This is a genomic window from Polaromonas sp. P1_G1 (assembly GCF_056405595.1).
Genome location: NZ_JBFUBU010000029.1, coordinates 85,947 through 93,082, shown reverse-complemented (window position 1 = coordinate 93,082; position 7,136 = coordinate 85,947). Strand labels below are relative to the sequence as shown.

Genomic DNA, 7,136 nt, shown 5'->3' with positions numbered 1-7,136 from the left:
CAGCAGCACCACGCCGGCCTTGTGCAAACGGGCGGCGCGCAGCATGTTGTCGAGCAGCTTGCCGGCCTCGCCCTCAAACGGATTGAAAGGTTCACGCTGGAGCGCGGCCGCCGGCGTTTCCGCCAGCACCAGCCAGCGCGCGCCCTGGTCATGGGCGGCGTCGGCGTACAGCGCCTGCGCGGCACCCATGCTCCAGGCGCCGGCGGTGTTCGCCGTGGCGGCTTCGCGCGCCTCGGCTGACGGCGCGGCCACCACCGGTGGGCGGGGAGGCGGGGTGCGCACAGGCGGCGGGGCTTCACGCACGGCGGGAGCCGGCGCCGGCCTGGTTTCCTGCGGGGCAAGCGCCACCTCCACCACTGCCTCGGCAGCAGGAGGTTCCGACACCGGCAACCAGACGCGCACGCCCATCTCGCGCAGCATGGCGCGATGGCGTTTGTCGAGGTCCAGGCTCATAGGGCCAGGCTCATGACGACGGCGTCTTCGCGCGCCGATGCGCCGTTCGGGTAGWAATTGCGGCGCGTGCCGACGTGGCGGAAGCCGTAGCGCTCGTAGATCGCCTTGGCGCGCACATTGCTCACGCGCACCTCCAGCCACAGCCATTGCGCGCCCTGCGCGCGCGACCAGATGGCCAGCGCATCGAGCATGATGCGGGCCCAGCCCTGGCGCTGGTGCTGGGGCGCGACGGTGATGTTGAGCAGGTGCACCTCGTCCACGCCCTTCATGGCCACGAAGTAGCCCAGCAGTTCGGCATCGGGCGGGTTGCCGCCGGTGAGCAGTTGCGCCTGGTAGCCGGCATTGAGCGAGTCGGTGAAGTTGCCTTGGGTCCAGGGATGGTCGTAAGCGCCCTGTTCCACGCGCACCACCGCGTCCAGCCATGCGGGTGTCATGGCTTCGAACTGGGCTTCGAGTGGCTTGAGGATGGCGTTCATGCTGAAGGGGGCTGTGCGGCGAGTTTGGCGGCCTTGACCCGCTCGCGCTCTTCGGTGGTGAGCGCTACTTTATCGCGAACGTAGAGCGGCAGGGCGAGGTCGGCGCTGACACACTGCCCGGCGGCGGCCAGCACGGGGGCCAGGCGCAGCAGGGCGGTGGCCGTGGGCAGGGCCTCGGCCTGCACCGGCAAGCCGGCCGGCAGGCGATCCGCGTAGACCGAAAACACATTGCCGGCGAGCAGGTCGACGGCGGCATCGGGCACAAAATCCTCGGGCCGGACCAGTTCGCATTCGCCCAGCGCGCGGCACTGCCCGCCGCTGAATTCAAAGCGCTGGACATACATCTCGTCCATGCGCGCATCCAGCAGCGCCGTGATGCCGAACGGCCGTTCGGCGGCCGGCGCACCGGCCTGCTGAAAGCGCGCTTCCTCGGCCACGGCCATCAGCGTGTCTATGGGCAGCACCGGCATGCCCGCGCCGTCCCGTGCACCCAGCGCCAGGCCCTGCGCCACGGCGCAGGCGGTGCGCAGGCCGGTGAAGGAGCCCGGCCCGCGCCCGAAGGCGATGGCATCCAGCTCGCCGAGTGCCAGCCCGGCCTCGGCCAGCAACGCGAGAATGGCCGGGATCAGCGTGGTCGAGGCCTGCGCGCCGCCGGGGCCGCTGTGCTGCCAGCTGCGCACGCCGTCGGTCACCGCCACCGACATGCGGTCGGTGCTGGTGTCAAAGGCGAGGAATTTGAGGAATTGCGGCATTCGGTCGGAGCGGGTCTACCAGGGGCCGGCAGCGCTTGAATCAAGGACTACCGGGCATATGCACCCGATTATCCCCGCCAATGGCCGGTGGGCTGCCGCGATAATCCTCGCATGACCCAAGACCCGCCGCGCCCGCGCACGCCGCACCCTGTTGCGCTGCGCCTGCTGGCCGCCGCGCTGATCGCCGCCCTGCCCTTCGTCCCCCGCGCCGCCCTGGCGCAAGCCCCGCGCCTGCCCGCCCCGGTTGAAAAAGCCCTGGCGCGCGCCAAGGTGCCGCGCGACGCGGTGTCCATGCTGGTGGTCGAAGCGGCCAGCGGCAAGCCGGTGCCGCGCCTGAGCTGGCGCCCCGATGCGCCCATGAACCCGGCCTCGGTCATGAAGCTGGTGACSACCTATTCAACGCTGGACGCGCTGGGCCGCGACTTCACCTGGAAAACCACGGTGCTGCTGGACGGCAGCCTCTCGGGCGGCCTCCTCAACGGCAACATGGTGGTGCGCGGCGGCGGCGACCCCAAGCTGGTGGTCGAGCGCCTGCAGGCCCTGCTGGCCGAAGTGCAGGCCGGCGGCGCGCGGGCGATACGCGGTGACATCGTGCTGGACCGCAGCGCCTTCAGCGTGCCCGCCGTCGACCCCGGCGAATTCGACGGCGAACCGCTGCGCCCCTACAACGCGCGGCCCGATGCCTTGTTGATCAATTTCAAGACCCTGGTGATGACCTTCACGCCGGACATCCCGAACAAGCGCGCGCTGGTGCGCTACGAGCCGCCGCTGGCGGGCGTGGAAGTGGCCGGCAGCGTGCCAATGGTGCGCGTGGGCCGCTGCGGCGACTGGCGCAGCGAGCTGCGCGCCAGCGTCGAGAACCCCGCCACGATTGAATTCCTGGGCACCTACCCCTCGGCCTGCGGTGAAAAAATCTGGCCCAGCGCCTATGCCGACCCGGCCAGCTTCGCGGCGCGCGCCATTGAAGGCTCGTGGCGGCAGCTGGGCGGGCTGCTGACCGGCACGGTGCGCGACGCCACACCCCCCGAACTGGCCATGCTGCGCAGCAGCGGGACGCTGTCGGGCCAGAAGGCGCCCGCGCGCTTTGACTATGCCTCGGCGCCGCTGGTGGAGATGGTGCGCGACGTCAACAAGTACTCGAACAACATCATGGCGCAGCACCTGTTCCTGACGCTGGGCCTGCATGCGAGCCTGGGCCAGCCCAAAAGCGGCACGCTGGAATCGGCGCATGCCGCGCTGGCCGCCTGGTGGCGCAAAACCCTGCCGGGCACCACACCCCCCGTGATGGACAACGGCTCGGGCCTGAGCCGCAGCGAACGCATCAGCGCGGCCGGCCTGACCGCACTGCTGCAGCACGCCGCCAGAAGCCCGCTGGCCACGGACCTGGCCGATTCGCTGCCCGTGGCCGGCGTGGACGGCACGCTACGCGAGCGCGGCAAAAGTGTCGCGGGACAGGCTTTTTTGAAGACCGGATCGCTGCGCGACGTGACCGCCATCGCCGGCTATGCCAACGGCAGCAGCGGCACGCGTTACATCATCGTGGGCATGGTCAACCACCCGAACGCCTCCGCCGCGCGGCCCGCGCTGGATGCGTTGCTGGAATGGACCGTGAAAGAGGTCGCGCGCTAGGCCCGAAGGCCAGAGTTATCCCTGCCGCCTGTGGACAAGTCTGTTGATGACGCCGGGGCTGGAAGACGAGAGCGCCATCTGGCGCGGCCTGCGTCACAATGCCTGAAATTTGGGCACTTTCCGCGCTTCCCGCAGTTTCTGTCTGTCTATACCGACAACCCACTGGAGCTCACGGCATGTCAAGCTTCGATGACCCCGGCTATTGCCTGGTCCTGACCACGGTTTCCACGGCGCAACAAGCCGAGGCTCTGGCCCGCCGGATCGTCGAGGCCGGGCTGGGCGCCTGCGTGCAGATCGAGGCCATCCGCAGCATCTACCGCTGGCAAGGGGCACTGTGTGATGAGCCGGAACAGCGCCTGTCCGTCAAGACGCGGCAGGCATGCTTCGAAGCGCTGGAGCGCTTTATCCGCGCGAACCACAGTTACGAGACGCCCGAAATCGTGCAGATCCCGATCACCGCGGGTTCAACTGCCTACCTGCAATGGATTGACGAAGGAAGCCAGGGCGGGCGGGATGAGCCGGAGCCCGACGCGCAATTCGCGTTGCCCTGAAAGCCGTTTTTAGGAACGCGCCTCGCGCAAAGATGCCGCCAGCAGCCCGAGGCCCAGCGCGCCCACGGCAACCGAAGCGATGCGGTTGGCCGCGACACGCGCGCCGGAATATGCGAGCCGCACGCGTTCACGCGAGAACAGATAAGCCAGCAGCATGTGCCAGCAAAGCGCGTTGGCAATGATCATGGCCACGGCTGCCGCTTGAAGGCTCGCGCTGGGCGCCGCCGGGAAAGACGCCGCGAACACGCTCCCGAAAAACAGCGCCGACTTGGGGTTGGTGATGTTGGTCAGGAAGCCCAACCGGAAGGCCGCCGCCGAGGACACCGCCGGGCCGCTGCTGTCCAGCGCCACGCCGCCGGAGCGCCAGAGCCGGCTCGCGACATAAAGCAGGTAAAGCCCACCGGCCACCTGCAGCGCCAGGCGCAGCCCCGGAAACACCTGGAACACCGCATTGACGCCCAGCACCGCGCACAGCGACCAGATGGCGGCCCCCGCCGTCACGCCCAGGGCCGCGAAGACCGCGCTGCGCGCGCGATCACTGGCGGCCAGCTGCGACACCAGCAGCACGTTGGCCCCGGGACTCATCATGGCCGCGACGTGGAGGAACCAGATGGTGACGAGAATGGAAAGCATGGTGCGTCCTGGAATGGTCGTTCTGCCAGAGCGTGTCCTGGGTCAAGGCGCAGGCGGAGGCAGGTCGCTTCTTTGCAGCAATATGGCTCGATGATCCATGGCCCGGACGGTCCAGCGCCCGCCGGTCCAGCTTGGCAGCTTTATCAGGGACTGGAAATCCTGCCAGTTGAGCAGCATATAGCGAACATCGTAATCTTTCACGAACTCCCTGAGCAGCGCGTCGTCGCGAAACAGGCGCGCATTCAGCAAGGTATAGGCACCTCCATAGGAGTCGATGCGTGAATCGATCGAGGGGCGAAGCCGCGGATAGGCCCGATAGACCAGTTCCGCTCCGAGGTCATAGGAATTGATGACGTTGCCCCTCATGTCGGGCGCATTCAACTTCTTGACCATGGCACTGGTGTAGCTGGGATTCATCGGTCCCCACGCCTGATGCGGAAAGGCGCCGAAGGCGTTGCCGAATTGGGAGGCCAAGCCCAGCACCAGGGCAGCCGCGGCGGTGCAAATCGCATAATCCCGGATCCGTGTCCCGGCGCCCCGATCCCCACTGGGCACCAGTGCGGAAAGCACAAATGCCGAGACCATGCCCACATACACCAGAAACCGGACTGTCGTGAGCGCCAGGATCAGGAACATCAGGAACATCAGCGCATCCACGGCACTGAGCTTGCGCCATTGAAACAACATCACCGCGCCGGTCACGACAGCACATCCAACCCCAATCCACACACCGGGCAGCCCTTGCCAACCTGCGGAAAAAGTCGGCAACCATTCATTGACCATCACCTTCGTATCGCTGTGGCCGAAATCCACCACAAACCGCAGGAGTTCCGGGCCGGCGGGGTTGACCAGGGTCGCGGCCAGGGCGGCAATGGCGAAGATTGCGAATGCTTTCGGAAGCTGTTTCTGGCGTAAATTCCCCGAGGCCGCCGCCCTGCGCCCATCCACCCACAGGCCCACCGCATAGATCGCCGCGATAATCGGCGCGAAGATAAAGGACCCGTGGGTATTGGCCCAAAGAACGACCACCAGCAAGGCGYCCATCCACGCCAGCACCTGCGGCTTCCGGCGGCACGCCTCCAGCAAAAGCCAATAGAACCCTAGAAGGAATAGCGAAACCAGTTCAGGGCGCAGGAAATGGCGCTGGTTTTCCACCCCAACAGCCAAAAACCCCAACAGCAGGGCGATCGGTAAGTTTTTGTCACTGCGTCGATAGGCAAGCCAGGCCATGAGGGCGAACAGCGCGAGTCCGGCGACGCCCATGACCAGGGGCAGCCCATCCTCGCCAACGAGATTGATAAGCCAGTAGAACATCAGCGACGGCAACCATTCGTGCGCGTTAAAACGCGCATCGCGTATTTCCGTAAAGGGAAACAAAATGGTTTTCGGGATGACGTGATCCCGGGCAATGATCTCCCCCACCTTTGCCTGCAGCCAGAAGTCATTGGACACCTGGGGCGCGACGCTGATGAAGGCCACCGCGGCGAAGATGACCACCAAGGCTGCCATGCGCCAGAATTTTGGCCACAGATCCGCTTGCGAAGCATTCGCGGTCACGATGCCCAAAGGGGGCTGCGAAGCTGGTTGTTTCAAGATACCGACTTTCTATGATTGTTCAGGCAAACTTGAATCGTCTCAGCTCGCGGCAGCGCGACCCAGCCGGTCGCGCACGCCGTCCCATTCAGCATCCGGCGGCGGATTCTCCACCCAGATCAGCTTGACGCCTTTGGCGTCGAAATCGCGCAGCACGGCGAACAGCTGCTGGGCAGTGGCCAGCGCGTCGTCGGGCATGCGGCGGTACAGCACCTGCTCGGACTTGATGCGCACGATGCTGCGGGCATAGACCGCGATGTGGGCGGCTTCGGCGCCCAGCAAATCGAGTGCGGTCTGGATCGGCCCGGCGTCCATCAGGCGCAGCTTGGCGTCAGGGGCGTAATGCGCCTCCAGCGTGCCGGAGGCGCGCGGCGCATCGCCAACCAGGCCCAGGGCCTCGTGCTCGAACTCGTCCTTGCCCAGCACGGCTTCGCCGCAGGCAGCCTCAAGCTGCGCGCGCGTGAGCACGCCCGGACGCAACAACACGGGCCGGCCGCGCGTGCAGTCGACGATGCTGGACTCGATGCCGACGTCGCAGGGCCCGCCGTCCAGCACCAGCAGGCTGTCGCCGAATTCCTGCTGCACATGCTGCGCGGTGGTGGGGCTGACGCGGCCGAAACGGTTGGCGCTGGGGCCGGCGACGCCGGTGTTGCAGGCCTTGAGGAAAGCCAGCGCGACCGGGTGCGAGGGGCAGCGCAGGCCGATGGAATCCTGGCCGCCGGCCGCGGCGGCGGCCACGCCGGGCTTGCGCGGCAGGATCACGGTGAGCGGCCCGGGCCAGAATGCCTTGATCAGCTTCGCGGCAAACGGCGGCACGCCGGTGGCGTAATCATTCACTTGCGCGGCGTCGGCCACATGCACGATGAGCGGGTGGTCGGCGGGCCGGCCCTTGGCCGCAAAAATCCCGGCGACGGCGGCGTCGCTGGACGCGTCGGCGCCCAGGCCGTACACCGTTTCGGTCGGGAAGCCGACAAGCTCTCCGGCCTGGATGCGGCGGGCGGCCTCAGCAATGGCCTGCGTATCGGTGCCGGACAAAATCATTGGCGTCG

The 7,136-nt window shown here is 67.1% G+C and carries 7 protein-coding genes and 1 pseudogene; 2 read left to right on the top strand and 6 right to left on the bottom strand.

Translation table 11 applies throughout. The annotated features are described in order from the left end of the window. The 3 genes and pseudogenes from AC1D1Y_RS16225 to tsaB form a co-directional block, all read right to left on the bottom strand. Positions 1-453 (bottom strand): annotated as a pseudogene (locus AC1D1Y_RS16225) (uracil-DNA glycosylase family protein); the annotation flags it as partial. Beyond that, positions 450-929 (bottom strand): ribosomal protein S18-alanine N-acetyltransferase, encoded by a 480-nt coding sequence (gene rimI, locus AC1D1Y_RS16220; protein WP_477683219.1) that lies wholly within the window; start codon positions 927-929, stop codon positions 450-452. The gene rimI and the pseudogene AC1D1Y_RS16225, both read right to left, overlap by 4 nt. Next, complete coding sequence (gene tsaB, locus AC1D1Y_RS16215) at positions 926-1,681, bottom strand: tRNA (adenosine(37)-N6)-threonylcarbamoyltransferase complex dimerization subunit type 1 TsaB (RefSeq protein WP_477683218.1); 756 nt, start codon at positions 1,679-1,681, stop codon at positions 926-928. Before tsaB ends, rimI begins: the two co-directional genes overlap by 4 nt. Positions 1,682-1,792: 111 nt before the next feature. Between tsaB and dacB the strand changes: the two genes are divergently transcribed. Together dacB and cutA are read left to right on the top strand one after the other, a co-directional pair. Next, positions 1,793-3,310: a D-alanyl-D-alanine carboxypeptidase/D-alanyl-D-alanine endopeptidase gene (dacB, locus tag AC1D1Y_RS16210; RefSeq protein WP_477683217.1), complete on the top strand. Its 1,518-nt coding sequence runs from the start codon at positions 1,793-1,795 to the stop codon at positions 3,308-3,310. Positions 3,311-3,486: 176 nt separating this feature from the next. Further along, complete coding sequence (cutA, locus tag AC1D1Y_RS16205) at positions 3,487-3,861, top strand: divalent-cation tolerance protein CutA (RefSeq protein ID WP_477683216.1); 375 nt, start codon at positions 3,487-3,489, stop codon at positions 3,859-3,861. A gap of 9 nt (positions 3,862-3,870) precedes the next feature. Here the strand turns inward: cutA and AC1D1Y_RS16200 are convergent, their stop codons facing one another. Genes AC1D1Y_RS16200 through AC1D1Y_RS16190 form a run of 3 tightly spaced genes read right to left on the bottom strand, consistent with a single transcriptional unit; the run spans position 3,871 to position 7,128 of the window. Next, positions 3,871-4,494 (bottom strand): LysE family translocator, encoded by a 624-nt coding sequence (locus tag AC1D1Y_RS16200; protein WP_477683215.1) that lies wholly within the window; start codon positions 4,492-4,494, stop codon positions 3,871-3,873. A gap of 42 nt (positions 4,495-4,536) precedes the next feature. Next, positions 4,537-6,087 carry a hypothetical protein gene (locus AC1D1Y_RS16195; protein WP_477683214.1) on the bottom strand — a complete coding sequence of 517 codons (1,551 nt, stop codon included), beginning with the start codon at positions 6,085-6,087 and terminating at the stop codon, positions 4,537-4,539. Between the two features lie 42 nt (positions 6,088-6,129). Next, the gene (locus AC1D1Y_RS16190) at positions 6,130-7,128 is read right to left on the bottom strand and encodes an L-threonylcarbamoyladenylate synthase (protein WP_477683213.1); all 999 of its coding nucleotides are present in this window, start codon (positions 7,126-7,128) and stop codon (positions 6,130-6,132) included. Positions 7,129-7,136: the final 8 nt, after the last annotated feature.